This is a genomic window from Streptomyces sp. NPDC052012 (assembly GCF_040689265.1).
In the GTDB taxonomy this organism is placed as follows: Bacteria; Actinomycetota; Actinomycetes; order Streptomycetales; family Streptomycetaceae; genus Streptomyces.
The window spans coordinates 185,130-211,195 of sequence record NZ_JBFAXA010000006.1 but is presented as its reverse complement, the minus strand read 5'-3'; the positions used below and the strand labels follow the sequence as shown (position 1 = coordinate 211,195).

Here is a 26,066-nt window from a genome sequence, read left to right as displayed (position 1 = left end):
CGTCAGCCGCCTGACATCCTCAGGCGGCTGCTCGCTCCCGCGCCTTCCGCAACCAGTAGATCGCGGAGAGCGGCAGGAGCACCGGGATGAACAAGTACCCCATCCCGTAGTCCGACCACACGGTCGCGTCAGGAAACGCGGACGGGTCCACGAGCGTCCACGTCCCCACCGTCAGCACACCCACCAGCTCCGCCGCACAGCACACCAGCGCAGCCCGGCGCGCCGTCTCCCCGCCCCGCACCAACGTGTACGTGATGAACCCGTACACCACGCCGGCGACCGCCGACAGGGAATAGGCGAGCGGCGCCCGGTCGAACTCCGTGGCGATCTGATACGCCGACCGCGACACCGCCCCGACGACCATCACCCCGTACAGCCACACCAGGAGCAGCCCGGGGCCGCTGATCAACCGCTTCGCGGGCACCTCAGCCCCTCCAGATGTCGAAGAGCCGCACCTCGAGCACGGCCAGCACGACACCGCTCGCGGCGACGGTCACCGACCCCCACCGCGTCCGCTCGGCCAGCGACATGAACGCGGCCGCCGGAACACACGCCAACGAGCCCAGCAGATACGCCACGAAGATCGTCGTGCCCTGCTCGGGCTTCTCGCCCCGGGCCAGCTGCACGATCCCGACGACCAGCTGCACCAGCGCCAGCAGTGTGACCACGGCCATGCCGATGAAGTGCCAGTCCTTCGTCGGCTGATCACGGTACGCGGCCCAGCCGCACCACGCGGCCAGCAACAACGCGGCGACGCCGGTCACCAGCGTCAGGACATCAAGCATGGCAGCGACCCTATTACGCCGAAATCCGCGCGTGCCGCCCGCCCCCGCCCCCGTGGTCTTGACCACACATGACGGACGGCCGCGCCGGTCACCCTGCGCCCGCCGATCGCCGCGCGGCCTCGTCCTTGCTGGTCGCACACGGGCGAGCGGGCATCCTCCGCGCGCAGCCAGCCATGTCCACGTCCGTCCACCATCCGGACACCCATGTCCGGTCAGCAGCAATCGTCTGCTTTACTGATCGCATGACCACGACGAGCGACCGCATCCCTGCGACCGAGGCGACCATGACGCCCGGTGCTCGTTGTATGTGTCCGTGCCGAATGTGCGCCTTCTAGAGGGCCCCTGCACCAGCTGAGCCTCGCGCCCCGAAGCGAGAGCCCGCTCATGTCCGCCCGCGTGCCCCGCATGCGCGACTGAGCCACGCCCCCGCGCGCACCTCTCCCGTGCGACTGCCCGTCAGCCGCGCCCGGGAGCAGCCGTGCCGCGCCCTGGCTGAGTTTCGACCCTGAATGCCTCGTGCCCGGCGCCCACGACGCGCCGCGCACTCGACAGTGACGGAAACCCACGTGATCACCACCTCGGGCCTCACCAAGGTCTACCGCTCGCGCGGTCGCGAGGTCACCGCCCTGGACGGCGTCGACCTGCACGTCCGCGAAGGCGAGGTCTACGGCGTCATCGGCCAGTCCGGCGCCGGCAAGTCCTCCCTCATCCGCTGCATCAACCTGCTGGAGCGCCCCACCACGGGCACCGTGACGGTCGCCGGACAGGACCTCACCGCCCTGGCCGGCCGCGGTCCCCGGGCCGGCCGGGAACTGCGGCAGGCGCGCAGCCGGATCGGCATGGTCTTCCAGCACTTCAACCTGCTGTCCTCCCGGACCGTGCAGGACAACGTCGAACTGCCGCTGGAGATCCTCGGCGTCTCGGGGAAGGAACGTTCCCGCAAGGCGCTGGAGCTGCTCGACCTGGTCGGCCTCGCCGACAAGGCCAAGGCCTACCCCGCCCAGCTGTCCGGCGGTCAGAAGCAGCGCGTCGGCATCGCCCGCGCCCTCGCCGGCGACCCCAAGGTGCTGCTCTCCGACGAGGCCACCAGCGCGCTGGACCCGGAGACCACCCGCTCCATCCTTCAGCTGCTGCGCGACCTCAACCGGCAGCTCGGCCTGACCGTTCTGCTCATCACGCACGAGATGGACGTCGTGAAGTCGATCTGCGACTCGGCCGCGCTCATGGAGAAGGGCCGCATCGTCGAGTCCGGCACGGTCACCGACCTGCTCGCCACCCCCGGCTCCGCACTCGCCTCCGCGCTGTTCCCCGTCGGCGGGGACGCCTCCGCCGACGACCGCACCGTCATCGACGTCACCTTCCAGGGCGAGAGCGCCACCCAGCCCGTGATCTCGCAGCTCTCCCGCACCTACAACATCGACATATCGATTCTCGGCGCTGCCATCGACACCGTCGGCGGCCTCCAGGTCGGCCGGATGCGCATCGAACTGCCCGGCCGCTACGAGGACAACGTGGTGCCGATCGGCTTCCTGCGCGAGCAGGGCCTGCAGATCGACGTCGTGGGCCAGGAACAGCCCGTACTCGTCAAGGAGGGGGCCAAGTGACCTGGTCCGAGATGCAGCCGCTGCTGGAACAGGCGTGTCAGGAGACGCTCGTCATGGTGGGCTGGTCCACCCTGATCGCGGTCCTCGGCGGCCTCCCGCTCGGCATCCTGCTCGTCCTCACCGACAAGGGCGGCCTGCTGCAGAACACCCTGGTGAACAAGGTCATCGGGCAGATCGTGAACGTCGGCCGCTCGATGCCGTTCATCATCCTCATGGTCGCCCTGATGAACTTCACCCGCTGGGTCACCGGGACCACCATCGGCAGCGAGGCGGCGATCGTGCCGCTCGCCATCGGCGGCATCCCGTTCTTCGCCCGCCTCGTCGAGACGGCGGTGCGCGAAGTGGACCACGGGCTCGTCGAGGCCGTGCAGGCGATGGGCGGCAACACCTGGACCATCGTCCGCAAGGTCCTCGTCCCCGAGTCCCTGCCCTCCCTCATCGCCAGCACCACCACCACGGTCATCGCCCTCATCGGCTACTCCGCCATGGCCGGCACCGTCGGCGGCGGAGGCCTCGGCGACCTCGCCGTCCGCTACGGCTACCAGCGCTTCGAGACCGGCCTGATGTGGATCACCGTGGCGATCCTCGCCGTCGTCATCTCCCTCATCCAGTTCGCCGGCGACTACGCCGCCCGCGCCCTGCACCGGCGCGGCGCCCGCTCCGGCCCCGGACCCCGGCTCCGCCTGCTGAAGGCGCAGGAGCCCGCGGCGGCCGACGTCAGCAAGGTCGCGTAGACCCCAGGACTCCCCGTCCACCCACGACGGGGTCGCACCACCCTTAAGGAAAGGCACTTTTCGTGCGTAACACCGCCAAGATCACCACCGCCGTCCTCGCCGCCGGAGCCCTGACCCTCGGGCTCACCGCCTGCGGCGCGGAGAAGGACTCCGCCGCCACCGACACCTCCGGTCCGCTGGTCGTCGCCGCGAGCCCCGTCCCGCACGCCGAGATCCTCACCTTCGTCAAGGACAACCTGGCGAAGAAGGCCGGGCTCGACCTCGAGGTCAAGGAGTTCACCGACTACGTCACGCCGAACACGGCGACGGAGGACGGCTCCGTGGGCGCCAACTTCTTCCAGACCCAGCCGTACCTCGACGACTTCAACAAGAAGAACGGCACCCACATCGTGTCCGTCGTCGACGTGCACCTGGAGCCGCTCGGCCTGTACTCCGAGAAGGTCGACAAGGCCGACCGGCTGAAGAACGGTGCGACCGTCGCCGTCCCGAACGACACCGTCAACGAGGGCCGCGCCCTGCAGCTGCTGGCCGCCAACGGGCTCATCACCCTCAAGGACGGCGTCGGCACCGCCGCGACCCCGGCCGACATCACCGAGAACCCGAAGAACCTCAAGTTCAAGGAGCTGGAGGCGGCCACCACCCCGCGCTCCCTGAACGACGTGGACGCCGCCGTCATCAACGGCAACTACGCCATCGAGGCCGACCTCAAGCCCGCCGAGGACGCCCTCGTCCTCGAGTCCGCCAAGGGCAACCCCAACAGCAACCTCCTCGCCGTCAAGGAGGGCAACGAGGACGACCCGCGCGTCAAGAAGCTCGCGAAGCTCCTCACCTCGCCCGAGGTGAAGAAGTTCATCGAGGACACGTACGCCGGCTCCGTGGTCGCCTCCTTCTGACCCGGCCCCGCGCCCGCTGACCACCCACGGGGTCCACTCCGGCACACGGAGTGGACCCCGCAGTGCGATTCAGTGCTTTCATGCTGCATGCTGGGCAGTTCAGCAGCACCTGACGGACTCGAAGGTTACGGAGCGGCGCATGACGAGCACCTTCCCCAACATCTCCATCAGCACGGAGCGGTTGGTGCTGCGTCCCCTCGACACGGACGACGTCCCGGCCCTGGCCGAGATGATGAACGACGAGCAGATCGCCGCCTGGACCGACATCCCCCAGCCCTTCACCGAAGAGGCCGCCCGCACCTGGGTCACCGAGTACGCCCCCGCCGAGCGCGCCGCCGGACGGGGCCTCGACCTCGCCGTCACCGAGTTCCTCACCCAGCGCCTGGTCGGTGTCATCCAGCTCGGCAAGACCAACTGGCACGTCCGCTCCACCGAACTGTCGTACATCGTCGCCCCCTGGGCCCGCGGCGAGGGCTACGCCTCCGAGGCCGCCCTCGCCACCGCCCAGTGGCTCTTCGGCGACCAGAAACTCGAACGCGTCGAACTGCGCACCGCCGCCGACAACACCGCCGCCCAGCAGGTCGCCCAGAAGATCGGCTGCATCAGCGAGGGCGTCCTGCGCGGCGCCTGCATAGCGCACGTCCGCGCCGACGACGGCACCTGGACCGACGTGCGCACCGACTACATCGTGTGGAGCCTGCTGCCCGAGGACCTCGAGGGCGCCGACGGACCGCTCGCCGACTCCGGCCAGTTCACCGCCTACCCCGACTGGAACTGACCCCTCACCGGGCACCGGCGCGGCCGTCCACGGCCACACCGGGTACGCTCACGGAGCCCGCCCACGAGCGGCACAGCCGACGACGACCTGCGCAAACCCCTGGAGACTGACGACGATGGCCGACCGGGTCACGGTGATCGGCTGGGACGGTTCGCCGCTGACCGCCGCGGCACGCGCCGCGCTGGGCGCCGCCACGCTGGTGGCCGGCGCCGCCCACCATCTGGCCCTCCCCGAGGTGCCCGCCGGCGCGGAACGCATCCGGCTCGGGTCCGTCGCCCTCGCCGCCCGCCGCATCGCGGCCCATCGCGGGACCGCGGTCGTCCTCGCCGACGGCGACCCCGGCTTCTTCGGCGTCGTCCGCACCCTGCGCGCCCCGGAATTCGGCCTGGAGGTCGAGGTCGTCCCCGCCGTCTCCTCCGTGGCCGCCGCCTTCGCCCGCGCCGGCATGCCCTGGGACGACGCCCACGTGGTCGTCGCACACCCCCGCACCCTGCGACGCGCGGTGAATGTATGCCGGGCCCACACCAAGGTGGCCGTCCTCACGTCACCTGGCGCCGGTCCCGCCGAACTCGGCCTGCTCATGGACGGCATCCACCGCACCTTCGTCATCTGCGAGGAACTCGGCACCGAGCGCGAGCAGGTCACCGTCGTCACCTCCGACAAGGCCGCCGACCACTCCTGGCGCGACCCCAACGTCGTCATCGTCATCGGCGGCCCGGTCGGCGCCGGCGAATCCGGCAGCTGGATCGCCGGACGCGACCCCTCCGCCGGCCCGCGCGGCTGGTCCCTGCCCGCCGAGGCCTACGGCGGCGACCTCGGCGAGGGCGAACGCGACCCGCTGCGCACCGCCCAACTCGCCCGCCTCGGACCACGCGTGGGCGACCTCGTGTGGGACATCGGCTGCGCCAGCGGTGCCTTCGCCACCGAGGCCGCCCGCGCCGGCGCTGCCGTCATCGCCGTCGACCGCGACCCGCACGCCTGCGCCCGCACCGACTCCGTCGCCCGCCGGTACGGCGTACAGCTCCAGATCGTGCACGGCACCGCCCCGCAGGTCCTGGAGAACCTCCCCGAGCCGGACGTCGTCCGGGTCGGCGGCGGGGGAGCGGCCGTCGTCTCGGCGGTCGCCGACCGCCGCCCGCAGCGCATCGTCGCCGACGCCGCCACCCGCGACGCGGCCGAACTCATCGGCCGGGACCTCACCGAGCACGGCTACCAGGTCGAGTGCGCGCTGCTGCAGTCCGTCGAACTCGACACCCGTGCCTGGACGGAGAAGGAACGGAGCGTCGCGTTCCTGCTCAGCGGGGTGCTGCCCGCACGCGGGGCCTGAGCCGGATGCCGTCCCCGTGATCGGGTTGTCGTACCGCGCGCGGTAGGCTGGCCGATCGTTGTACCGCGCCGGGGCACCCGACGCTTCGTCGGTCAATGTCCCGAAAACGCGCCCGTTTTGGGGTGGGTCGTGGTACGGCGGAACCGGAGGACGCGCAACGTGGCGCAGTCCACAGCGGAAGCGTCGCCGATCAAGCTGACGCGACGGCCGTCCCGCCGCGACAATGCCAGTGAATGGCTTTGTCGCCTTTTTCGGGCGGGCCGTTCGTGCCGCTGGGGACGCACGCTCGTTCTTCAGTGTGGGGCGGTCGGTGCGCCGTTCCGGGTGAGCTGGTCGTAGGAGCACTAACCGATGGGCGAGGGGTACGCATGACCGACACCGGCCAGGTCCCGGGCGAGGGACTGCCGGAGAACGCAGGCATGGTGGAGCACCAGGGCGTCGCCGCGCCCGGCGCGTACACCTACCTCTCCGCGACCTCCGCCGAGGACGAAGAAGACCTGCTGCTGCCCGGCGCCCAGGGCGCCTGGGGCAACGAGGTCCCCCCGCCCGCCCCCGAGCCGGTCGTCGAGACCGTGCACGCGCCGGGCCCCCACGAGCTCTCCGGCCGCGACAGCGGCGCGGTCGACCTCGGCGCCGTACGCCTGCCGCAGTCCGCGGGCCGTACGACGGCGGAGGAGCAGCAGCCCGGCCCCTACGAGGAGCAGCCCGTGCGGTACGAGCAGCAGTCGGCCGGATTCGAGGAGCAGCCGTCGAACCACGAGCACCGGCCGACGGGGTTCGAGGGGCAGCAGCCCGGCTTCGAGGGCCGGCCGGCACACTTCGGGGACCAGCAGCCGGGGTTCACGGGGCAGCCGGTTCCGCAGGACGGACTCGCTCCTCAGGACGGACTCGCTCCTCAGGACGGGCTCGCTCCGCAGGACGGGCTCGCTCCGCAGGGACAGGCCGCCACCCAGGAGGGTCCGGCCGTGCAGGACGGGGCTTCCGCGCAGGCGGAGTCCGTCCCGCAGGAACACCTGGCCCCCCAGGACCAGGCGGCGCCTCGCGACGGCGACGCCCCGCAGACGGAGGCGGCCGTGCCCGCGGGGGCGGTTGTGCAGGAGGGACTGGCCCCGGAGGAGCAGGCGACGCCCCATGACGGGGTTGCCGCGCAGGCGCAGCCCGCCGTGCCCGCGGGCGCGGTGGTGCAGGAGGGCCCCGCCGCGCAGCAGCAGGCGACGGCGCGTGAGAACGTGCCCCCGCAGCAGCCGGTGGAGCATGAGGGCGTGCCGCAGCAGCAGGCGGTGGCGCACGCCGGAGCGGCTCCGCAGAATGCCGCCGCCCCGCACGGGCAGCCGACCGCCGCGCAGGAGCGACCCGCCCCGGCGACCCCGCGTCGGCCGTTGCACCTCGGCCCGCCCATCCCGGACACGTCCGCCAGCCCGGTCCGCTCCCTCGCCGACCGCGGCCCCGCCCACGCCCCGGTACGCCAGCCGGGCCCGCCGACCATCGGCCCCGAGTACCTCGACGTCCCGCAGGCTCCCGAGGCCGCGCCGCAGCCTGCGAACCCCTGGGGCGCGCAGGCCACGGTGCCTGAGGGGGAGACCGCTGCGGAAACGGTTGTCCCCACATCGGAGCCGGTGACAGCGGCCCAGGCGATCCCCGGGCAGGTCCACGCCGAGTCCGCGGACCAGAGCCCCGAGGCCGCGCCCGTGGCGGGCGGCGGGGATGCCGCGACCGAGGGCGCCGGTGAAGCGTCGCAGACCACGGCCGGGGATGGTTCCGCCGACGCCGTGCCCCCCCAGGGAGCCGGAAGGCCGGGGACCGCCGCCCCCACCGGTGACACGGAGAACGCGATGGCTGCCGTGCCCGGCGCCGTCGCGGGAGAGTCCGCTGACGGCGGGCTCGCACAGGCGGGTGAGGGCGCCGCGCCCGGTGAGGGCCAGGAGCTGCCGACCGCGGCCGATGTCGTCACCGATGCACCGTCGGCTGTCGCGCCCCCGGACGCCGGACAGGACGCCGCTACGGTCGCGTCCGGCCCGGCCGGTGCCGCCGACGGCGCCCCCGCAGCCGACACAGGACAGGTGCTCCTCCCGGCCGGCGAGCAGGAATCCGCCGCGACCCCGCTCACCGAGGACGCCGACGGCACCGAACCCGTGCCGCAGCCGGGCGGGACCACCGCAGCCCCGGAGACCACCGGCGCCGCCGACCCCGCCCAGGCGCCCGCGACCACGCTCACCGGAGCCGCCCAGCCCGACACCCCCGACCAGGAGCCGGCCACCGCCGACGCCGTGGTCCACGGCACCGCCGCGGACACCGAGGGGGCCGCCACGGTGCCCGCGCACGACGCGGCCGCACCCGAGCAGGCGACCCCCGAGGCCGCCCCCGCCCCTCAGCAGGCGGACGCCGACCATCCCGTCCAGGGACCGCAGCAGACCCCCGCCGCCCCCCTCGCCTCGCCCGCTCCCGGCGTGCCCGCGAGCCGCACCCCCGACGCATCCGAGGCGACCCCCGAGACGACCCCCGGCGCGGCCACGGCCCCGCTGCCCGGCACCGTCCCGACGGAACCCCGGCCGGACCAGCCCCTCGGCCAGTTCGTCCCCGTCGAAGGCTCCGTGCCGACCACCCCGCACCTCGCGCCGACTCCGCCGCAGCCCCTGACGCTCCCGGCCGAGGAACCCCCCGCTCCCGAGGCCGTGCCCGCCGTTCCCACCCCCCGCGAGTCCGACGCCGCCGCGGAACCGGCACCCGACCTCGTACAGAGCGCGGACGACCTGGACACCCAGGGCGCCGGTGTGGACGACCAGCAGGCAGCGGAGGAAGAGAGCCCGGCCATGGCGGACACAGCACAGCCCTCCGGCCCGCCGGCCCCCGCCTACGACGACGCCGAACGCGAGGCCGTGCTCAAGGTCATGCGGGAACGCCGGGACATCCGCAACGGCTTCCGCAGCGACCCGATCCCGCACGAGGTGCTGCTGCGCGTCCTGGAGGCCGCCCACACCGCGCCCTCCGTCGGCCACTCGCAGCCGTGGGACTTCGTCGTCATCCGCTCCGCCGACACCCGGCGCGCGATGCACGAACTGGCGATGCGTCAGCGCGACGCCTACGCGAAGTCCCTGCCCAAGGGCCGCGCGAAGCAGTTCAAGGAACTGAAGATCGAGGCCATCCTCGACACCCCGGTCAACATCGTCGTCACCGCCGACCCGACCCGCGGCGGCCGGCACACCCTGGGCCGGCACACCCAGCCGCAGATGGCCCCGTACTCGGCCGCGCTCGCCGTGGAGAACCTCTGGCTCGCCGCCCGCGCCGAGGGCCTCGGCGTCGGCTGGGTCAGCTTCTTCGACGAGCGGGAGATGGTCCGTGCCCTCGGCCTGCCCGAGCACCTGGAGGTCATCGCCTACCTGTGCGTCGGCTACGTCGACGAGTTCCCGGACGAGCCCGAGCTGATGCAGGCCGGCTGGTCCAAGCGCCGCCCGCTGTCCTGGGTCGTGCACGAGGAGACGTACGGCCGCCGCGCCCTGCCCGGCGAGGAGCCGCACGACCTGCTGGCCGAGACCGTCGCCCAGATCCGCCCGCTGGACGCCAAGGCGCTCGGTGAGGCCTGGGAGCGGCAGAAGCGCATGACCAAGCCGGCCGGCGCGCTCGGCATGCTGGAGATCATCTCCGCCCAGCTGTCCGGTCTGTCCCGCCAGTGCCCGCCGCCGATCCCGGAGCCCGCGGCCGTCGCGATCTTCGCCGGCGACCACGGCGTGCACGCCCAGGGCGTCACCCCCTGGCCGCAGGAGGTCACCGCCCAGATGGTGGCCAACTTCCTCGGCGGGGGAGCGGTCTGCAACGCCTTCGCCACCCAGGTCGGCGCCGAGGTCTGCGTCGTCGACGTGGGCGTCTGCGCCGACCTGCCCGCCACGCCCGGCCTGCTGCCGCGCAAGATCCGCGCCGGCACGTCCGACATGACCACCGGCCCCGCGATGTCCCGCGAGGAGGCCAAGCAGGCCATCGAGGTCGGCATCGAGACCGCCCGCGACCTCGTCGCGGCCGGCAACAAGGCCCTGCTCACCGGTGAGATGGGCATCGCGAACACCACCGCCTCGGCGGCGCTGATCTCGGTGTTCACCGGAGCCGACCCCGCCGAGGTCACCGGCCGCGGCACCGGCATCAACGACGAGACGCTGGCCCGCAAGACCGAGGTCGTCCGCCGTGCCCTGGAACTCCACCAGCCCGACCCGGCCGACCCCATCGGTGTCCTCGCCGCGGTCGGCGGCTTCGAGCACGCCGCCATCGTCGGCCTCCTGCTCGGTGGTGCGTCCCTGCGTACGCCGGTGATCCTGGACGGCGTCAGCGCGGGCGCCGCCGCCCTGGTGGCTCGCGCGATCGCGCCCGAGGTCCTGGCCGCCTGCATCGCGGGCCACCGCAGCGCGGAGCCCGGTCACGTGGCCGCCCTCAACAAGCTCGGCCTGCGCCCCTTGGTCGACCTGGACCTCCGGCTCGGCGAGGGCACCGGTGCCCTGCTCGCCCTCCCGTTGGTCCAGAGCACGGCCCGCGCGATGCACGAGGTGGCGACGTTCGACTCGGCGGGGGTCACGGAGAAGTAGCGGGTGGTGGCGCAGGCCGGAACGGCAGCGTGGGCAGCACCCGGCCACGCTGCCCACCCAGTGGACGACCCGAGCCGCCACGACCACCCACGCCGTAAAATCCGCACGTCAGGGCCCCCGCTCAGCCGCACACCAGGAGCCGCACCACCATGGCCGAACACCCCGCCTACCCCGTAGGCCTCCGCCTCACCGGCCGCCGCGTGGTCGTCCTCGGCGGCGGCCAGGTCGCCCAGCGCCGCCTCCCCGCACTGATCGCGGCAGGCGCGGACATCCTCCTCGTGTCCCCCGAGGCCACCCCCTCCGTCGAAGCCATGGCGGACGCCGGCGAGATCGCCTGGGAGAAGCGCCCCTACGCCGAGGGCGACCTCGCGAACGCCTGGTACGCCCTGATCGCCACCAGCGACAAGGAGGCCAACACCCGCGCCTCGGCCGAAGCGGAACGGCACCGCGTCTGGTGCGTCCGCTCCGACGACGCCGACCAGGCCACCGCCTGGACCCCGGCGACCGGCCACAGCGAGGGCGTCACCGTCGCCGTCCTCACCACCGACGCCAAGGGCCGCGACCCCCGCCACACCGCCGCCGTCCGCGACGCCGTGGTCGAGGGCCTGCGCGACGGCACCCTCGTCGCCCCGCACCACCGCACCCGCACCCCGGGGGTCGCCCTGGTCGGCGGCGGCCCCGGCGACCCGGACCTGATCACCGTGCGGGGCCGCCGCCTGCTCGCCGAGGCCGACGTCGTCATCGCCGACCGCCTCGGACCCCGCGACCTCCTCGCCGAACTGCCCCCGCACGTCGAGGTGATCGACGCCGCGAAGATCCCCTACGGCCGCTTCATGGCCCAGGAGGCCATCAACCACGCGCTGATCGAGCACGCCAAGCAGGGCAAGTCGGTGGTCCGCCTCAAGGGCGGGGACCCGTATGTCTTCGGCCGCGGCATGGAGGAGCTGCACGCCCTCGCCGAGGCCGGCATCCCCTGCACCGTCGTGCCCGGCATCTCCAGCTCCATCTCGGTGCCGGGCGCGGCCGGGATCCCCGTCACCCACCGCGGGGTCGCGCACGAGTTCACCGTGGTCAGCGGCCATGTCGCCCCCGACGACGAGCGCTCCCTGGTCGACTGGCCCTCGCTGGCCAAGCTGACCGGCACGCTCGTCGTCCTCATGGGCGTCGACAAGATCGGCCGGATCGCCGAGACCCTGGTCGCGAACGGCAAGTCCCCCGACACGCCGGTCGCGCTCGTCCAGGAGGGCACCACCGCCGCACAGCGCCGGGTCGACGCCACCCTCGCCACGGTCGCCGAGACGGTCGTCGCCCGCGAGGTCAAGCCGCCCGCCGTCATCGTCATCGGCGACGTCGTGAACGTCGGCCTCCCGGCCTCGGAGTAACCCGGGGTAACGCGACCGATCCCAGCCGTTGGCAGCCCCTCCCGGACAAGGCAGTATCACCCCCGTGGCCGACCTCATCACCATCGAGAACCCCGACGACCCGCGTCTGCACGACTACACGGGCCTGACCGACGTGGAACTGCGCCGCAAGCGCGAACCCGCCGAGGGCCTGTTCATCGCCGAGGGCGAGAAGGTCATCAGACGCGCCAAGGACGCCGGCTACGAGATGCGGTCCATGCTGCTCTCGGCCAAGTGGGTCGACGTCATGCGCGACGTCATCGACGAACTGCCCGCGCCGGTCTACGCCGTCAGCCCCGAACTCGCCGAGCAGGTCACCGGCTACCACGTGCACCGCGGCGCCCTCGCCTCCATGCAGCGCAAGCCGCTGCCCACGGCGGCCGAGCTGCTGCGCACCGCCCGCCGGGTCGTCGTCATGGAGTCGGTCAACGACCACACCAACATCGGCGCCATCTTCCGCTCGGCCGCCGCCCTCGGCATGGACGCGGTCCTGCTCTCCCCGGACTGCGCCGACCCCCTGTACCGCCGCAGTGTGAAGGTCTCCATGGGCGCGGTCTTCTCCGTGCCGTACGCCCGCCTGGACACCTGGCCCAAGGGCCTGGAGTCGGTGCGCGAGGCCGGTTTCACGCTCCTCGCGCTCACACCCGACGAGAAGGCGCGGCCCCTCGACGAGGCCGCGCCGCACCGGATGGACCGGGTGGCGCTGATGCTGGGCGCCGAGGGCGACGGCCTGTCGACCCAGGCCCTCGTCGCCGCCGACGAGTGGGTCCGCATCCCGATGTCCCACGGCGTCGACTCCCTCAACGTGGGCGCGGCTGCCGCGGTCGCCTTCTACGCGGTGGCGACGGGGCGGCCCGAGGCGTAGGAGCCGGGACTCAGGCGTCCCGCTCCGGGGCCGAGACGTACGTCCAGGACATCACACGGTCCCGGGACAGCGGACCGTAGCCGCTGTCCACCTGTCCCCGCTGCGTCCGTACGCCGTCCCGGTCGCCGCCCAGTCCCCGCGCCGGACCCTGACAGCCCTGCACCAGGGCGATGCCGAGCGCGACCACCAGGGTCACGACGACGAACACGAACAGCCGCTGCCTGAGCAGCCGCGGATTGGCCGGTCGCAGACCGGTACCGGTGGCACGGGAGCCCGGGCGGCGGGCGCCGGTGCCGGGCCGGGTGGAGTTCCGCGTGGAGTTGCGTCCGGAGGTGCGGGAGGCGGGTGTCGGCCGTGACGGGGAGCGGGACGGGGAGGCACCGCGCGGGGTGCCGCCCCCGCGCGAGGAACTGCCGCCGCCGCGGGCGGGGGCCGCTCCGCCGCGCGATGCGGGCACGCTGCGGCTGCCGCGCCGGGGCGTGGACGGCGGTCCGTCGGCGGCCGGGGTGCCGCCCCGGCCGGTGGACGCACCGCGCGGCGGGGGAGTGCCCTGGCCCGGGTGGGCCGAATGCCCCGGGCGGCCCGGCTGGCTCGGCCGGGCGCCCTGCACGCCCTGCTGACCCGGGCGGCGGCCCTGGGCGGGGTCCGGGTAGGTGTCGGCGAGGTGCCCGGCGGGCCGCTCCGTCTCCGCGCCGCGCGGCGCGGGCGGACGCACCTCGGCCAGGCCCTGGGCCTCTCTGGCCGCGATCTCCTTGAGCCGCAGCGACAGTTGGAGCGTGCTCGGCCGTTCCTCGGGGTCCTTCGCCAGACACGCGCGCACCAGCGGGGCCAGGGCGTCCGGGACGCCGTCCAGTTGGGCCTCCTCGTGCACGACCCGGTACAGCATCACCTCCGAACTGCCGTGCCCGAAGGGCGAGTCGCCCATCGACGCGTACGCGAGCGTGGCACCCAGCGAGAACACGTCCGTGGCCGGGGTGACGGCGGCGCCGCGCACCTGCTCCGGCGCGAGGAAGCCGGGGGAGCCGACCGCCGTGCCGACGTGCGTGAGCGTCGAGGCGCCGGTCGCCCACGCGATACCGAAGTCGATGATCCGCGGGCCCTTGGGGGACAGCAGGATGTTCGACGGCTTGAGGTCCCGGTGCACGACGCCGGCCTCGTGCACGGCGACCAGGCCCTCCGACAGGGCGGCGCCGATCGCGGCGACCTCCGCCGCGCCGAGCGGACCCTCGTCGGCGACCTTGTCGTGCAGCGACGGCCCGGGGACGTACTGGGTGGCGAACCACGGGCGGTCCGCCTCGAGGTCGGCGGCCACGAGGCGGGCCGTGCAGCCGCCGCGGATCCGGCGGGCGGCGGAGACCTCGCGGGCGAAGCGTGAGCGGAACTCCTGGTCCTCCGCGAGATCGGGCCGGATGACCTTCAGCGCGACCCGTTGCCCCTTCTTGTCGGAGCCCAGGTAGACCACGCCCATTCCGCCCGCGCCGAGACGTCGGTGAAGCCTGAAAGAGCCGACGACGCGCGGGTCCTCGCGCCTCAGGCGCATCATCGCCATGTTCATCCCCGCTGCCCGGTCCTGTGACGTGCCACAGCTTACGTTTCCACGGCCGTGTGTGCGCAGAGGCCGCGCCCTCTTCGGGGGGTGGATTGTCAGTGGTGGGTGGGAGACTTGAAGGGTGGTCAGGGGGCGTGCGGGCGGGCCGGGTTCGCGCGGCGGGAGATCCCAACCACCTGATGCGGAAGGGGGATTGATCGCGTGAAGGGTGACCGTGTGGAGATAGTCGTGGACGCGGGGGACACGACGCGTACGTACGAGGTGGTGGCGAGCAGGGCGGGGCGCCGGGTGGAGACGGCGGTGCGCCGGGGGGTGGTGGAAGTGAGCGAAGTCACGCGAACCGGGGCTGTCGTACGTACGGCGCGGTTCATGGCGAACCGGGTGCTGGCGCTGGTGGAGCAGCCGGTGCCGAGGGAGGACGGGTCGGAGGTTCCGGGGCGTACCGGGCGCCCCCTCCGGGATGTCCCCGAGTCGTAGGACCGCGTCTCCACCCAGGGGAGTACGGCGGGGGTGGCGGCTCATCCTCCGGGAGGCCCGGCAATCGGTACGAGGGCATGACGTCCGGGATGTGCAGGGCGCCTAGATTTGAGGTCAAGCGGCGGGTGCAGCACTCGTCCCCCGAGGTCAGACGCCCGCCGCTGCCAACCACACCGAGAGCGACAACAGAAACGGTCAGGAGAGGGACCATGGCCCACACGGCACCGCGGACACTGATCCGCATGCGGGCGCGGCGCACGGGACAGCGCCACCCCGTGGTGGCGACGCTGATGGCCCTTCCCCTGGCGGTCCTGCTCCTCCTCGTCTTCGACGGGTGGGAGACGGTGACCACACAGGCGTCGTCCGTGGGCGAGATGCTGGGGCGCTGAGCGGCGACCCCAGGCCCGGAAGAGCGGTCCGGGCGGGGACATCCACCCATGAAACCCCGTGGGGACGGGGGTGCGGCGGACGGCAAAAATGCCGGCGCAGCTGGGGAGCTGCGCCGGCATTGCTCTGCGCCCGGGTGCGGGCCGTGGGGGGTGCCGGGTGGCCATGCCTGCGGCGCCTGTGCGGCTTCGGTGGGGGTGCGCGTAGCGCCTACGGGTGGTGGGTGAGTCGGGGCCGGGGCGGTGGTGTCCGTCCTCGGTCTGGCGCGAAATCGGTCGCTCGCAAGGTGCGGGGTGCGGACGCGCCAGCCGCTGCGGGCGGACACCACCGCCCCGTCCCCTCCCCGCCGCGGGCGGCTACCTGCGTAGCTGCGGGCAGTCGTGCCGCTGGGGCGATGGGGGTCCCCCCGCTCGAGCGAAGCCGAGAGTGGGGGAGGGTGGGCGCAACGGCACCCCGCAAGCGCGGGCGAGCGATACCCGCCCCCGGGCGGCACCGGTACCGGGTGCCCGGCCGGGTGCAGTCCCACGTAGCCTCCCCTGGCAGACCCGCACCCCAGGGAGCCCCGTGTCGTCACCTCAACCGCTGCTTCTCGGCCTCGCCGTCCGTGCCGCCGCCGTCGCCCACGAGGCTCGCTCGGTCTGCCCCTGCGGCGAAGCCACCCTCGCCGACCGGTCCGACGGAGTCGTCGTCCGGCACGGTGACACCGTCGCGAAGGCGCATGCCCCGGACACCGACCCCGGCGAGCTGAAGACCCGTATCGACACCGCCGCCCGGCTGACGGACGTCTTCGTGACCCCGCTCGCCCGGACACCGGTCCGCCTGCACGGCCGGCTCGTCAGCTTCTGGCCCCACGGCAGTCCCGTCGACCCGGGCGACCCCGACGCCGCTCCCTGGGAAGCCGTCGCCACCCTGCTCGCCCTCCTGCACCGCACCCCTGTCACCACGGACCTGCCCGTCATGCGCGGCCCACTCAAGGCCGCCCGCGCCGTGGCGCGGCTGCGCGCCGACGCCGGTGGGCATCCCGCCGTCGGCCCCATAGGGCGGGCGTGGGCGACCCTGCCCGCCTGGGCCCGGGGCGAGGCACCCTCCCCGGAGACCGGCACCCTGTGCCACGGGGATCTTCACCTCGGCCAGCTCGTACGCCTCCCCGGCGCCACGGGCTGGCGGCTGATAGACGTCGATGATCTGGGGGCCGGCAACCCAGCCTGGGATCTCGCGCGCCCCGCGGCCTGGTTCGCGTGCGGGCTGCTCGCGAGTGACGAGTGGGGAAGGTTCCTGGGTGCCTACCGGGCCGCCGGCGGTCCCACCGTCCCGGCGGACGGTGATCCCTGGCCCGCCCTCGACGTCCCGGCCCGTGCCCTCACCGTGCAGCCGCCGCCCGCATGCTCGCCAAGGCGCTAGCGGACGGGCGGAGCCTGGACGACGTGGAGACCTGTGTCGTGGACGCCTGTGCGCGAATGGCCTCGCTCCCCGCACAGTTGACGCACGGCCGGGCGAAGTAGGGTGCAACCGACCGGAGCCGGACAGAGTCTGTCCTGGCGATACCCGATGCAGGACCGACCGGCGAGGAGTTGAACCGATCATGCAGTGTCCGAAGTGTCGTGCGCCGATGCACACCTACAACCGCAACGGCGTTCAGATCGAGCAGTGCAGCGGATGCCGAGGCATCTTCCTCGACTACGGCGAGCTGGAGTCGCTGACCCGGCTGGAGGCCCAGTGGTCCCAGCCCGCGCCGCCCGCCGCCCCGCCCGCCGCTCCCCAGGCGTATCCCGCCGCCCCGCAGGCTCCCGCCTGGGGCGCCCCGCACGGCGCTCACTACGGCCACCGCCGGCACAAGAGCTTCGGGCACATGCTGTTCTCGTCCTGAGGACGACCGAACCCCCGGCCGATACGACGGCCGGGGGTTCCGGTGTGATGTGGACGATACTGGGATTGAACCAGTGACCTCTTCCGTGTCAGGGAAGCGCTCTCCCGCTGAGCTAATCGTCCTCGGGAACCATGAACACTCAATGGAGTCGATCATGGGCACTGCGTGCGCGATACTGGGATTGAACCAGTGACCTCTTCCGTGTCAGGGAAGCGCTCTCCCGCTGAGCTAATCGCGCTGGGGATCCGAAGATCCAGTGGACGATACTGGGATTGAACCAGTGACCTCTTCCGTGTCAGGGAAGCGCTCTCCCGCTGAGCTAATCGTCCTTGGAGGTGGAGACGGGATTTGAACCCGTGTAGACGGCTTTGCAGGCCGTTGCCTCGCCTCTCGGCCACTCCACCAGGAGTGTAGGGGATCGGGTGGATCCCCTTTGTTCCTGCGAGCGGACGACGAGGCTCGAACTCGCGACCTCAACCTTGGCAAGGTTGCGCTCTACCAACTGAGCTACGTCCGCCTGTCGTTTCGGTCGGCTTGCGCGTCCCGGCGACGAGTTGAACTCTAGCGGATTCCGGGGCCAGTACAAAAACGCGTTTGTGCAGCGTGCTGCCCTGCGTCGCCGTACGAGCGCCCGCCATAGACTCGTGACGTGCTCGACCTGCCACCTCTCGCCCGTTTCGGCAACCGCGTCGCCACCGGCCTCCTCGACGTCACCGACGACCCGGCGGCCCTGGATTCCCGCGGTTTCTGGGCCGTCTGCGCGGACTTCGAGGGCCGTCTGACCTGCGCACGCTTCCGTGACGTGAGAGAACAGCCGGTGCCCGCGCCGGTGCCGGGTGGCTGGCGAGGGCCCGCCGTCGGTGACTGGACGTCGTCGCTGGATCGCTCCGGGTACACGGCGGGGGTGCGGCGGATCCGCGCGTACATAGCGGGCGGTGAGGTGTATCAGGCGAATCTGTGCCGGGTGCTGTCCGCGCCCGTTCCGGACGGTGCCGACGTGGACGCCCTGACCGCGCTGCTCGCCCGCGGCAATCCGGCGCCGTATGCGGGAACGATTCGCCTGCCGGGGCACGGTGTGGAGATCGCCACCGCCTCGCCCGAGCTGTTTCTGCGCCGCGGCGGGCGGATCGTGGAGTCCGGGCCGATCAAGGGCACCGGACGCACCGAGGCGGACCTCCTGGAGAAGGACTACGCCGAGAACGTGATGATCGTGGACCTCGTGCGCAATGACATCGGCCGGGTCTGCGCCACCGGCAGCGTCACGGTGCCCGACCTGTGCGCCGTCGAGAAGCACCCCGGGCTCGTGCATCTGGTGTCGACCGTGCGGGGGGAACTCCGCAACGGGGCGGGCTGGCCCGAGCTGCTCGACGCCGCCTTCCCGCCCGGCTCCGTCACCGGCGCGCCCAAGTCGAGCGCCCTGCGGATCATCCGCGAGCTGGAGACGGCGCCCCGCGGACCGTACTGCGGCGGCATCGGCTGGGTCGACGCGGACCGGGGCACCGGCGAGCTGGCGGTGGGCATCCGTACCTTCTGGATCGACCGGGAGGCGGGCGGCGGCGCCCTGCTGCGGTTCGGCACCGGCGCCGGGATCACCTGGGGTTCCGACCCCGAGGGGGAGTGGCGGGAGACCGAACTGAAGGCGTCCCGGCTGCTCGCGGTAGCGTCGGGCACGTACGAGGTGAGTGAAGGGATCCAAGAGTGAAGATCTGGCTCGACGGCGGGCTGCAGGACATCGAGTCCGCCCGCGTCTCCGTCTTCGACCACGGACTGACCGTGGGCGACGGCATCTTCGAGACGGTCAAGGCCGCAGGCGGCCGGCCGTTCGCGCTCACCCGGCATCTCGACCGGCTCACCCGCTCCGCCCGCGGCCTCGGCCTGCCCGACCCCGACCTCGACGAGGTCCGCCGGGCCTGCGCCGCCGTGCTGGACGCCAACCCCATGCCGCTCGGCAGGCTGCGCATCACCTACACCGGCGGCCACGGACCGCTGGGTTCGGACCGTGGCGAGCACGGGCCGACGCTGGTGGTGGCGCTGGGCGAGACCAGCCGCCGCCCCGACTCCACGGCCGTGATCACCGTGCCCTGGACCCGCAACGAACGCGGCGCGCTGACCGGCCTGAAGACCACCTCCTACGCCGAGAACGTCGTCGCCCTCGCCCGCGCCCGCGAACAGGGCGCCTCCGAGGCGCTGTTCGGCAACACGGTCGGACAGCTCTGCGAGGGCACCGGGTCGAACGTCTTCGTCGTCCTCGACGGCGAGATCCACACCCCGCCGCTCGCCTCAGGCTGTCTCGCGGGCATCACCCGCGCCCTGACCGTCGAGTGGACCGGCGCCAAGGAGACCGACCTGCCGCTGGACGTCCTTCAGCGGGCCGAGGAGGTCTTCCTCACCTCCACCCTGCGCGACGTGCAGGCCGTGCACCGCGTCGACGACCGCGAACTGCCCGGCGCTCCGGGCCCGGTGACGGCGAAGGCCATGCGGATCTTCGACGAGCACTCGGCGGCCGACCTCGACCCGTGAGCCCGATAATCGGCTGATCGAAAGGGCGGCAGCGGGTAGAACTCCCGTGATGACCACGACCCTGCGGCCGGCCGAGCCGCTTCAGCAGAACCCCGACGGCACGCGCTCGCGCCGCTACCAGGTGTGCGTCAACAGCCGCCCCGTCGGCACGATCCACCTGGGTACGCATCCCGTCTTCGGTGCCGCCGTCGCCCGGATCATGAGCCTGCGCATCGAGGAACCGGACCGCCGGCGCGGCCGGGGCACCGTGGCCGCGCTCGCCGCCGAGGAGGTCGTACGCGGCTGGGGCTGCCGCCGTATCGAGGCGACGGTCCCCGCCGACGCCGGGCCTGCCTTCCGGCTCGCCACGGCGCTCGGCTACGTCGTGCGCAACCGCGGCATGGAGAAGACGCTCGGCGACACCCCGCCCGCCCTGCCGGAGGGCAGCCGGGGCCGGGCGATGACCGAGGAGGAGTTCCGGCCCTGGCTGGCCAAGGGTCAGGAGGACTACGCGCGCGAGTGGATCGAGCGGGGCGTGCCGGAGGCCGAGGCGCGCGCCAAGGCCGAGAAGGACCACGCCGCCCTGCTGCCCGAGGGGCGCGACACCGAGGGGATGCTCTTCAGTGTCCTCGAGCACGAGGGCGCGGCCGTGGGCGCCCTGTGGCTCGCGGTGCGCGGGGAGCAGGCTTTCGTCTTCGACGTCGAGACCGACCCCGCCCACCGCGGCCGGGGCCACGGACGCTCCCTCATGCTGCTCGCCGAGGCGCAGTCCATCGCGGCCGGCCAGCGGACCCTCGGCCTCAACGTCTTCGCGGGCAACACCCCGGCCGAGCGGCTCTATGAGTCACTCGGCTACCGGACGACTCTGTACGCGATGTACAAGCACCTGCTGTAGGGGAGGGGACGGGGCGATCAGGCCCGCTCGGCCAGCAGGCGGTCCGCGATCTGCTCGATGCGCTCGCGCAGGCCCTCCTGGCTCTTGCCGCCGTCCAGGCGCTCCCCGCCGATGACATACGTCGGGGTGCCGGTCACCCCGATCGCCTTGCCCTCGGCCTGGTCCGCGTCCACGACGAGGATGTGCCGCCCGTCGATCAGCGCGGTGTCGAACTCCTCCGCGTCCAGACCGAGTTCCCGGGCGATCTCGACCAGGAAGGGTTCTCCCTTGCGTTCCAGCTCCTCGACCCGCCCGAGCACGGCCTCGGCATACGCCCAGCCCTGTCCCTGCTCCAGCGCCTCCTCGGCGGCCTGCGCGGCGGCGAAGGCGTGCTTGTGCTTCTCCAGCGGGAAGTGGCGCAGCCGCACGTCCAGACGGTCGCCGTAGCGGGCGCGCAGGGCGCGCAGATCGTCGAGGGCGCTGTGGCAGTCCGGACACTGCAGTTCGCACCAGAAGTCCAGTACGGGTGCGGCGGGGGCGGAGGAGGGGTCACTCATGGCCACAGTCTCCCAGCCGTGCCCCGGGACCATCCAATCGGACCTGGCCGGAGGCCGTGCGCCGAGGGTTCCGGGTCGTACGTCCGCACCGGCACCTGCGGAGGAGGCGACCCGGAGATCTCCCTGATGTGGGGCCGGAGCATGGCCGTGCGGGGTCCGGCAGGTGCAGGATGGAAGGGACGAAGCGCCCACTGTGACCGACCCTGCCTGGAGGACCGGATGATTGCCGAGACCGTCTGCTCCGCCGTGTCCGCGGCGGGCCTGGGCATCGCGGCGGTCACCGCCTACCGCAAACGCTTCCTGGCCGCCGCCCGCATCGCCGCCTATGCGCTCATCCCGGTCGGCCTCGTCATGACCGGCGTCGTCGAGTGGCTGGCCGACACCGCGTTCAGTCCGACGGCGTGGGCGGGCTTCGGAGTGCTGGGGCTGTCCTGGGTGATCTTCATGACCACGCGTGCGGTGGAGCGCCGGCGCGGCGGCACCCGCAAGGAGCGCAAGGCGGCTCGGGCTGCGACCGAGCCCGGCGCCGTCGCCCCGGCTGCCTCGGCGCCCTCCCTCGCCTCCGGCTCCCGTCCCGCGACCCGGCCCAAGGCCAAGGCCGCGTCCGGGGGCGACGACGACTTCAGCGACATCGAGGCCATCCTCAAGAAGCACGGCATATGAGGGTGGGGCGAGCGGAGCCACGGGTGATCGTCCTGTGGATCGGCCCGGACGCCGGGAGCGACTGAAACGTCACAGAGGATCGCGGATCGTCCGGAAGCGATCACAACGCGACCCCTGGATCACGGAATCGGCGAACCGGCGTTCACTCCGAGAGTGTTGATCGCCACGCGGGCGCCCGATGCGTCATCATCGCGGCGAGATGCTGGACACGACACACAGCGATGCCGCGCCGCCTCAGGACGAGCCGCGCGGATGCCTCTTCGCCCTATCCCAGCCACCGCTGATGATCTTCCTTGCGGTGATCGGGTGTCTGCTGCTCACGGCTGCCCTGCACGACCTGCTGTGGCTGTGAGCCGTACCCGCGGTACCCGGCGTCACCCGTCGGGACCGCGCCGGCAGGGAGGGCGGTACGCGGCGGTCCGCTGAGTGCTCGGTCAGTGCCCGGTCAGCCCGCCGCTTCCTTCCGCCGGGCGCGGTACGCGGCGACATGCAGGCGGTTGCCGCAGGTGCGGCTGTCGCAGTAGCGGCGTGAGCGGTTGCGGGAGAGGTCGACGAAGGCGTGCCGGCAGTCCGGTGCCTCGCAGCGGCGCAGCCGCTCCTGCTCTCCCGCGACGACGAAGAACGCCAGCGCCATCCCGCAGTCGGCGGCCAGATGGTCGGCGACCGAGGCGCCGGGTGCGAAGTAGTGCACGTGCCAGTCGTAGCCGTCGTGGTCCGTGAGCCGGGGGGTCGTACCGGCAGCCGCGATCAGTTCGTTGATCAGCCCGGCGGCGGTGCGGGCGTCCGGAGCGGCGAAGACGGCGGCGAAACGCGAACGGATCCTGCGCACCGCCGACAGGTCGAACTCCGTCAGTACACCGACCTCACTGACTTCGTGCTTCTGCACGAAGAGCTCGAGAGCCGCGACGTCCGGCAGCCCGTCCGGCGCCGACTCGTCCTCCGGCGCGGTGTTCACCAGATCCACCACGGTGTCCAGCGCACACCGGGTGTCGTGGGTGATCAGCACGATTCGCTCCCTGGCCTGGGGGTCGGGCGGGCGCCCGCCGATGCTGGCCGATGGTAGTGGCTCCGACGAGCACCGCACCGCCTCCGGCCCGCACATGGCTTCGAATACAACGCCCGAACCCACGCCGTCGTTCCCCGGCCCCGCTTCTGCTCACCCTCCGTCACCACACGTACGCAACACAACGGCGCCGGTCGCGGAAGTCCGCGGCGTCGGCGCCGTCGTGTGCCGCATGCGGCTGTTCGGGCCCGAGCCGTCTCCCCGAGTCGACGGCGCCGGGCGGCTTCGTGAGCCTCGCCTAGCTTTCCGCCAGGATGTGCGAGAGCTCCTGGTCGAGATCGAAGTGCCGGTGTTCCGTGCCTGGGGGCACGGCGGCGTCGGTGCGCTTCAGGAAGGACTCCAGGGCCCGCGCCGGGGCCTCGAGCAGGGCCTCACCCTCCGGAGAGCTCAGGGCGATGCAGACGACGCTCTGACCATGACTGCGCGACGGCCAGACGCGGACGTCGCCGGTGCCGGTGGGGCGGTGAAGTCCCTCGGCGAGGAGGTCGCGGGCGAACACCCACTCGACGGTCTCCTCGGCTCCGGTGTGGAAGGTGGCGTGCACGGCGTAGGGGTCGGCCGTGTCGTACCGCAGGCCTGCGGGGACAGGCAGGGAGGACTCGCTCGACACAACGAGGCGCAGGTGCAGCTCGCAGCTGACCGTGGTGTTCATAAGCGCCAGGGCCTTTCGCTCAGTGTGCGCTCGGGGATTCGCACGTCGGCGAAATCGACATGCCACCTACGGTGCCGTTGTAAACCCCTCTGAGTGTTTTGCGTGCGTTTATGTAACTCTTCCGGCCGAGAGATCGTTCGGGCGGTGCGCCCATTCCGGTGACGCGATTCGCTCCGGTAGTGTTTGGCCGTATGAACACGGGGAGTAACAAGCACGGCGAGGCGGCCGTGGCTGCGGACCGGACGGGGACGGACGAGACGGTGGACGAGCGTGAGCGGGCGCTCGGCTCCCGCGCGCCGCAGTTCATCAAGGCGCGCCGCGCCCTGCACCTGAGCTGGCAGGTCGGCGTCTTCATCGTCGGCCTCGCGGTGGTCGTCGCCGGCATCATCATGCTGCCGTTGCCGGGGCCCGGCTGGGTGGTGATCTTCGGCGGCATGGCGATCTGGGCGACCGAGTTCGTCTGGGCCCAGCTGGTGCTGCGCTGGACCAAGCGCAAGGTCACCGAGGCGGCGCAGCGCGCCCTCGACCCCAAGGTGCGGCGCCGGAACATCATCCTGACCTCGATCGGACTGGTCGTCGTGGCCGTGCTGGCCGGGATCTACCTGTACAAGTTCGGCCTCGTGATGCCCTGGAAGATCAAGGACCAGTGAGCCGCGGCGGGGGCCGGGCCGCCCGGCCCTCGCTGGTCACGGGCACCCCCTGACATGGGGTAATGTTCTTTCTGCGTCCGGGCGATTAGCTCAGTGGGAGAGCGCTTCGTTCACACCGAAGAGGTCACTGGTTCGAACCCAGTATCGCCCACCGGATCACAGCGGCCCGGCTCACCAGCGGTGAGCCGGGCCGCTGTGTCGTAGCGCCCCGCGCGTCGGGCCCGGTGGCCCCTCACCGCCTCCGTCCGCCGTGCACGTCCAGCCGCCCGCCGGTCGTCCCCGGGCGACAGCAGAAGCGTTCCGCTTCCGCCCGTCTTCACCCAACCGTGACCTTCCGTGCCGCGCGCCCGAGTGGACTCGGCGGCGTTCGATCCCTCGTTCACAGCACTCCGACCTGCGCGTTCTTGTCGTTCCTCGCCGTCGGTGCCCCTACGGGCCCCGCCGCCACCGGACCCCCGGCCGCCATCAATTCCTGTCCGAATCATTGACGTGCCCGTAGGCCCTCCGTAACTTGTGCCAGCAAGCGCTTACTTGAAACGATTCACGAGGCGGACGCGAGCGTCGCGGGAGGCTCTTATGCAGCACGACAAGAACGTGGAGAGGCGGACGATCCTCAAAGCGGCGGGGGCCTCGCTGGCCGTCGCGGGCCTGGGGGCCGCGGCCACGGCGTGCGGTGGCGGCACCGGTTCCGGAGACGGGAAGGTGACGCTCCGTTACGCGTGGTGGGGTGGCGAGCCGCGCACCATCGCCATCAAGAAAACGATCGCGCTCTTCGAGAAGAAGTTCCCGAAGATCAAGATCAAGCCTGAATTCACCGACTACGAGGCGTTCTGGGAGAAGTTCCAGACCCAGGCCTCCGGCCGTAATCCGCCGGACGTTTTCCAGAATGCGGTCGGCTTCCTGCGCAAGTACGACGAACGCGGTGTTCTGCTGGACCTCAAGACGCAGGCGGACGCCGGGAATCTGAGCCTGGAGAACTTCCGCAACGGGGTTCTGGCGAACGGTCAGGTCGACGGCAAGCAGATCGCCATACCCGTCGGCGCCAACACCATGGCGCTCGTCATCGACCTCAAGGCCTTCGAGAAGGCGGGCGTCGAGGCGAAGATGGGCTGGACCTGGGACGAGTATTTCGACGCGCTGCAGACGATCCAGGACAAGCTGAGGATCGCCGGGGACACCGGCTACTTCAGCATCATGTACCTCTACGACCTGTATCTGCGTCAGAACGGAAAGGCGTTCTTCACCGAGAGCGACCTCGGTTTCACCGAGGACGATCTGACGCAGTGGTGGGAGGACGGCTACAAGCGCGTACGGTCCGGACTCGTCGCCGACCCGAAGAAGGTCGAACAGGTCAAGCCCAAGTCCGCTCTCTCGGCGGGCCTCGCGGCGTCCGAGTTCACCTGGGACAACTTCTCCATCCGCTACGAGGGCGAGGGCGAGTCCGACTACGGGCTCGCGCCGATCCCCACCATGGACGGAAAGCAGACCGGCCAGTACCTCGGTTCTCTGATGCTCAGCGCCTTCTCCGGGACCAAGCACCCCGAGGAAGTCGCCCAGTTCATCGACTTCATGGTGCACGACCCGGAGGTCGGCAAGATCATGGGCTACGACCGCGGCATCCTCGCCACCACCGAGCAGTACGAGGCGTTCACACCCGCCGACGACACCAACAAGGGCGTCAAGGTGTACGAGGAGGAGGTCGCCGCCGCCGGCGTCCTCGGGAAGATCACCCCGCATCCGTCCGGCGCCGACGTCATCGAGGCGGCGTTCCTGCGCATCGGCGGTGAAGTCGCCCAGGGCAAGACCAAGCCGGCCGATGCCGCCAAGGCACTGTTCAGCGAGGCCAAGGCCGCGTTCGCGGGCTGAGGGGACGT

General features: G+C 72.1%; 24 protein-coding genes, 6 tRNA genes and 1 pseudogene. 20 read left to right on the top strand and 11 right to left on the bottom strand.

All coding sequences use genetic code 11. From position 1 onward, the window contains the following. Positions 1–19: 19 nt before the first annotated feature. Positions 20–364 carry a hypothetical protein gene (locus tag AB0412_RS14300; protein ID WP_366402936.1) on the bottom strand — a complete coding sequence of 115 codons (345 nt, stop codon included), beginning with the start codon at positions 362–364 and terminating at the stop codon, positions 20–22. A gap of 61 nt (positions 365–425) precedes the next feature. Continuing rightward, positions 426–785 carry a hypothetical protein gene (locus AB0412_RS14295; protein WP_366402852.1) on the bottom strand — a complete coding sequence of 120 codons (360 nt, stop codon included), beginning with the start codon at positions 783–785 and terminating at the stop codon, positions 426–428. A 509-nt stretch (positions 786–1,294) separates the two neighbouring features. On the opposite strand from AB0412_RS14295, the gene AB0412_RS14290 reads away from it, so the two are divergent. The 8 genes from AB0412_RS14290 (at position 1,295) to AB0412_RS14255 (ending at position 12,954) form a co-directional block, all read left to right on the top strand. Then, a complete protein-coding gene (locus tag AB0412_RS14290; protein WP_366402851.1) occupies positions 1,295–2,389 on the top strand; it encodes an ATP-binding cassette domain-containing protein in 1,095 nt (364 codons plus the stop codon). Continuing rightward, on the top strand, positions 2,386–3,123 hold the full coding sequence (locus AB0412_RS14285) for a methionine ABC transporter permease (protein WP_366402850.1): 738 nt from the start codon (positions 2,386–2,388) through the stop codon (positions 3,121–3,123). The genes AB0412_RS14290 and AB0412_RS14285 overlap by 4 nt, the downstream gene beginning before the upstream one ends. 62 nt (positions 3,124–3,185) lie before the next feature. Beyond that, a complete protein-coding gene (locus AB0412_RS14280) occupies positions 3,186–4,016 on the top strand; it encodes a MetQ/NlpA family ABC transporter substrate-binding protein (RefSeq protein WP_366402849.1) in 831 nt (276 codons plus the stop codon). A 139-nt stretch (positions 4,017–4,155) separates the two neighbouring features. Next, entirely contained in the window at positions 4,156–4,794 is a 639-nt protein-coding gene (locus tag AB0412_RS14275; RefSeq protein ID WP_366402848.1) for a GNAT family N-acetyltransferase, read from the top strand. A gap of 115 nt (positions 4,795–4,909) precedes the next feature. Beyond that, a complete protein-coding gene (gene cbiE / locus AB0412_RS14270) occupies positions 4,910–6,121 on the top strand; it encodes a precorrin-6y C5,15-methyltransferase (decarboxylating) subunit CbiE (protein WP_366402847.1) in 1,212 nt (403 codons plus the stop codon). A 368-nt stretch (positions 6,122–6,489) separates the two neighbouring features. Next, positions 6,490–10,689: a nicotinate-nucleotide--dimethylbenzimidazole phosphoribosyltransferase gene (gene cobT / locus AB0412_RS14265; protein WP_366402846.1), complete on the top strand. Its 4,200-nt coding sequence runs from the start codon at positions 6,490–6,492 to the stop codon at positions 10,687–10,689. Positions 10,690–10,838: 149 nt separating this feature from the next. Next, positions 10,839–12,071: a uroporphyrinogen-III C-methyltransferase gene (gene cobA / locus AB0412_RS14260; RefSeq protein ID WP_366402845.1), complete on the top strand. Its 1,233-nt coding sequence runs from the start codon at positions 10,839–10,841 to the stop codon at positions 12,069–12,071. Between the two features lie 64 nt (positions 12,072–12,135). Further along, positions 12,136–12,954 (top strand): RNA methyltransferase, encoded by an 819-nt coding sequence (locus AB0412_RS14255; protein ID WP_366402844.1) that lies wholly within the window; start codon positions 12,136–12,138, stop codon positions 12,952–12,954. 10 nt (positions 12,955–12,964) lie between these two features. On the opposite strand, the gene AB0412_RS14250 is transcribed toward AB0412_RS14255, so the two are convergent. Continuing rightward, positions 12,965–14,509 (bottom strand): protein kinase, encoded by a 1,545-nt coding sequence (locus AB0412_RS14250; RefSeq protein WP_366402843.1) that lies wholly within the window; start codon positions 14,507–14,509, stop codon positions 12,965–12,967. Between the two features lie 195 nt (positions 14,510–14,704). Here AB0412_RS14250 and AB0412_RS14245 point away from each other — a divergent pair, with 195 nt between their 5' ends. The 4 genes and pseudogenes from AB0412_RS14245 (at position 14,705) to AB0412_RS14230 (ending at position 17,234) form a co-directional block, all read left to right on the top strand. Then, entirely contained in the window at positions 14,705–14,980 is a 276-nt protein-coding gene (locus AB0412_RS14245) for a hypothetical protein (RefSeq protein ID WP_366402842.1), read from the top strand. Between the two features lie 209 nt (positions 14,981–15,189). Beyond that, complete coding sequence (locus AB0412_RS14240) at positions 15,190–15,369, top strand: hypothetical protein (protein WP_366402841.1); 180 nt, start codon at positions 15,190–15,192, stop codon at positions 15,367–15,369. A 580-nt stretch (positions 15,370–15,949) separates the two neighbouring features. After that, positions 15,950–16,869 (top strand): annotated as a pseudogene (locus AB0412_RS14235) (aminoglycoside phosphotransferase family protein). An 80-nt stretch (positions 16,870–16,949) separates the two neighbouring features. After that, positions 16,950–17,234, top strand: coding sequence for a zf-TFIIB domain-containing protein (locus AB0412_RS14230; protein ID WP_366402840.1), 285 nt, complete (start codon positions 16,950–16,952; stop codon positions 17,232–17,234). Between the two features lie 50 nt (positions 17,235–17,284). Here the strand turns inward: AB0412_RS14230 and AB0412_RS14225 are convergent. The 5 genes from AB0412_RS14225 to AB0412_RS14205 all read right to left on the bottom strand — a co-directional run bounded on the left by AB0412_RS14225 (position 17,285) and on the right by AB0412_RS14205 (position 17,751). Further along, positions 17,285–17,356 (bottom strand) — tRNA-Val (locus AB0412_RS14225). 44 nt (positions 17,357–17,400) lie between these two features. Continuing rightward, positions 17,401–17,472, bottom strand: a tRNA-Val gene (locus AB0412_RS14220). Between the two features lie 19 nt (positions 17,473–17,491). Beyond that, positions 17,492–17,563 (bottom strand) — tRNA-Val (locus tag AB0412_RS14215). A gap of 1 nt (position 17,564) precedes the next feature. Then, a tRNA-Cys gene (locus tag AB0412_RS14210) sits at positions 17,565–17,638 on the bottom strand. A 40-nt stretch (positions 17,639–17,678) separates the two neighbouring features. Beyond that, positions 17,679–17,751, bottom strand: a tRNA-Gly gene (locus AB0412_RS14205). Between the two features lie 132 nt (positions 17,752–17,883). On the opposite strand from AB0412_RS14205, the gene AB0412_RS14200 reads away from it, so the two are divergent. From AB0412_RS14200 to AB0412_RS14190, 3 genes are read left to right on the top strand one after another with little or no spacing between them, the layout of a single operon-like run. Next, positions 17,884–18,936: a chorismate-binding protein gene (locus tag AB0412_RS14200; protein ID WP_366402839.1), complete on the top strand. Its 1,053-nt coding sequence runs from the start codon at positions 17,884–17,886 to the stop codon at positions 18,934–18,936. Next, positions 18,933–19,754, top strand: coding sequence for an aminodeoxychorismate lyase (locus tag AB0412_RS14195; protein ID WP_366402838.1), 822 nt, complete (start codon positions 18,933–18,935; stop codon positions 19,752–19,754). The genes AB0412_RS14200 and AB0412_RS14195 overlap by 4 nt, the downstream gene beginning before the upstream one ends. A 49-nt stretch (positions 19,755–19,803) precedes the next feature. Then, positions 19,804–20,628 carry a GNAT family N-acetyltransferase gene (locus AB0412_RS14190; protein WP_366402837.1) on the top strand — a complete coding sequence of 275 codons (825 nt, stop codon included), beginning with the start codon at positions 19,804–19,806 and terminating at the stop codon, positions 20,626–20,628. Between the two features lie 17 nt (positions 20,629–20,645). On the opposite strand, the gene AB0412_RS14185 is transcribed toward AB0412_RS14190, so the two are convergent. After that, positions 20,646–21,164 carry a DsbA family protein gene (locus tag AB0412_RS14185; protein ID WP_366402836.1) on the bottom strand — a complete coding sequence of 173 codons (519 nt, stop codon included), beginning with the start codon at positions 21,162–21,164 and terminating at the stop codon, positions 20,646–20,648. Between the two features lie 219 nt (positions 21,165–21,383). Here AB0412_RS14185 and AB0412_RS14180 point away from each other — a divergent pair, with 219 nt between their 5' ends. Then, a complete protein-coding gene (locus AB0412_RS14180) occupies positions 21,384–21,827 on the top strand; it encodes a hypothetical protein (protein WP_366402835.1) in 444 nt (147 codons plus the stop codon). A 199-nt stretch (positions 21,828–22,026) separates the two neighbouring features. Next, positions 22,027–22,179: a hypothetical protein gene (locus AB0412_RS14175; protein WP_167990614.1), complete on the top strand. Its 153-nt coding sequence runs from the start codon at positions 22,027–22,029 to the stop codon at positions 22,177–22,179. Between the two features lie 93 nt (positions 22,180–22,272). Here the strand turns inward: AB0412_RS14175 and AB0412_RS14170 are convergent, their stop codons facing one another. Continuing rightward, positions 22,273–22,833 carry a CGNR zinc finger domain-containing protein gene (locus tag AB0412_RS14170; RefSeq protein WP_366402834.1) on the bottom strand — a complete coding sequence of 187 codons (561 nt, stop codon included), beginning with the start codon at positions 22,831–22,833 and terminating at the stop codon, positions 22,273–22,275. Between the two features lie 295 nt (positions 22,834–23,128). Further along, entirely contained in the window at positions 23,129–23,542 is a 414-nt protein-coding gene (locus AB0412_RS14165) for an SsgA family sporulation/cell division regulator (RefSeq protein WP_167990618.1), read from the bottom strand. Between the two features lie 191 nt (positions 23,543–23,733). On the opposite strand from AB0412_RS14165, the gene AB0412_RS14160 reads away from it, so the two are divergent. The 3 genes from AB0412_RS14160 (at position 23,734) to AB0412_RS14150 (ending at position 26,058) form a co-directional block, all read left to right on the top strand. Continuing rightward, positions 23,734–24,192: a TIGR02611 family protein gene (locus AB0412_RS14160; RefSeq protein ID WP_366402833.1), complete on the top strand. Its 459-nt coding sequence runs from the start codon at positions 23,734–23,736 to the stop codon at positions 24,190–24,192. 79 nt (positions 24,193–24,271) lie between these two features. Further along, positions 24,272–24,343: transfer RNA gene (locus AB0412_RS14155), tRNA-Val, on the top strand. 425 nt (positions 24,344–24,768) lie between these two features. Further along, entirely contained in the window at positions 24,769–26,058 is a 1,290-nt protein-coding gene (locus AB0412_RS14150) for an extracellular solute-binding protein (RefSeq protein ID WP_366402832.1), read from the top strand. The last annotated feature ends 8 nt before the right edge of the window (positions 26,059–26,066 follow it).

Coding starts and splice junctions, on each gene's coding strand:
- AB0412_RS14160 (WP_366402833.1), top strand. CDS start 23,734: ATGAACACGGGGAGTAACAAGCACGGCGAGGCGGCCGTGGCTGCGGAC.
- AB0412_RS14295 (WP_366402852.1), bottom strand. CDS start 785: ATGCTTGATGTCCTGACGCTGGTGACCGGCGTCGCCGCGTTGTTGCTG.
- AB0412_RS14230 (WP_366402840.1), top strand. CDS start 16,950: ATGCAGTGTCCGAAGTGTCGTGCGCCGATGCACACCTACAACCGCAAC.
- AB0412_RS14240 (WP_366402841.1), top strand. CDS start 15,190: ATGGCCCACACGGCACCGCGGACACTGATCCGCATGCGGGCGCGGCGC.
- AB0412_RS14185 (WP_366402836.1), bottom strand. CDS start 21,164: ATGAGTGACCCCTCCTCCGCCCCCGCCGCACCCGTACTGGACTTCTGG.
- cobA (WP_366402845.1), top strand. CDS start 10,839: ATGGCCGAACACCCCGCCTACCCCGTAGGCCTCCGCCTCACCGGCCGC.
- AB0412_RS14175 (WP_167990614.1), top strand. CDS start 22,027: ATGCTGGACACGACACACAGCGATGCCGCGCCGCCTCAGGACGAGCCG.
- cobT (WP_366402846.1), top strand. CDS start 6,490: ATGACCGACACCGGCCAGGTCCCGGGCGAGGGACTGCCGGAGAACGCA.
- AB0412_RS14150 (WP_366402832.1), top strand. CDS start 24,769: ATGCAGCACGACAAGAACGTGGAGAGGCGGACGATCCTCAAAGCGGCG.
- AB0412_RS14165 (WP_167990618.1), bottom strand. CDS start 23,542: ATGAACACCACGGTCAGCTGCGAGCTGCACCTGCGCCTCGTTGTGTCG.
- AB0412_RS14290 (WP_366402851.1), top strand. CDS start 1,295: ATGCCTCGTGCCCGGCGCCCACGACGCGCCGCGCACTCGACAGTGACG.
- AB0412_RS14190 (WP_366402837.1), top strand. CDS start 19,804: ATGACCACGACCCTGCGGCCGGCCGAGCCGCTTCAGCAGAACCCCGAC.
- AB0412_RS14275 (WP_366402848.1), top strand. CDS start 4,156: ATGACGAGCACCTTCCCCAACATCTCCATCAGCACGGAGCGGTTGGTG.
- cbiE (WP_366402847.1), top strand. CDS start 4,910: ATGGCCGACCGGGTCACGGTGATCGGCTGGGACGGTTCGCCGCTGACC.
- AB0412_RS14300 (WP_366402936.1), bottom strand. CDS start 364: ATGGTCGTCGGGGCGGTGTCGCGGTCGGCGTATCAGATCGCCACGGAG.
- AB0412_RS14250 (WP_366402843.1), bottom strand. CDS start 14,509: ATGAACATGGCGATGATGCGCCTGAGGCGCGAGGACCCGCGCGTCGTC.
- AB0412_RS14180 (WP_366402835.1), top strand. CDS start 21,384: ATGATTGCCGAGACCGTCTGCTCCGCCGTGTCCGCGGCGGGCCTGGGC.